Source organism: Mesorhizobium sp. M2A.F.Ca.ET.037.01.1.1, assembly GCF_003998075.1.
In the GTDB taxonomy this organism is placed as follows: Bacteria; Pseudomonadota; Alphaproteobacteria; order Rhizobiales; family Rhizobiaceae; genus Mesorhizobium.
The window spans coordinates 1-521 of sequence record NZ_RZSA01001751.1 but is presented as its reverse complement, the minus strand read 5'-3'; the positions used below and the strand labels follow the sequence as shown (position 1 = coordinate 521).

Here is a 521-nt window from a genome sequence, read left to right as displayed (position 1 = left end):
GATCTCCATCGTGTCGAACGGCGTTTCGGCCTCGAAGCCGCCCTCCTCGCCGGCCGGCACAAGGTCGATGTCGCCGGCGCGCCTGACGAAATATCGCCTGGCCTGATGGCAGTAGGAGCGCGTCGCAGCACTCGCATGCACCATGACGCGATGATGCGTTGCCCGAGGCAGCCGATGGACGCCTGCCTCGACGTGCCGGGAAAGCATCGTGACGTCGGATGGGGCCGGAGCGAATTGCGGAAGCATGCTCTCTCGATTCATGGCAAAACCTGTTCAAGATTTGGCAATTCCGGCGCGATTTTCAACGCCGCAACCCTGTACTCCCGCCTCTCCTTCAAAACATGGAAGAGAGGTTGCCATGAGTTCATATGTTGTTGTCGGCGCGGGCCCGGTCGGACGCGAGACGGCTCGCCTTCTTGGCGAGGAAGGCCATGATGTCATCCTGACCAGCCGAAGCGTCGGTTCGAACCCGTTGCGCAATGTGCGGTCGATACAAGCCGACGCCACCGACGCCTCGGCGC

2 pseudogenes are annotated in these 521 nt (G+C 62.2%); one reads left to right on the top strand and one right to left on the bottom strand.

Annotation, left to right across the window (positions count from 1 at the left end):
* Window positions 1-246, bottom strand: a pseudogene (locus EOA27_RS39595) (AraC family transcriptional regulator); the annotation flags it as partial.
* Between the two features lie 112 nt (window positions 247-358).
* Between EOA27_RS39595 and EOA27_RS43270 the strand changes: the two are divergent.
* Window positions 359-521 (top strand): annotated as a pseudogene (locus EOA27_RS43270) (oxidoreductase); the annotation flags it as partial.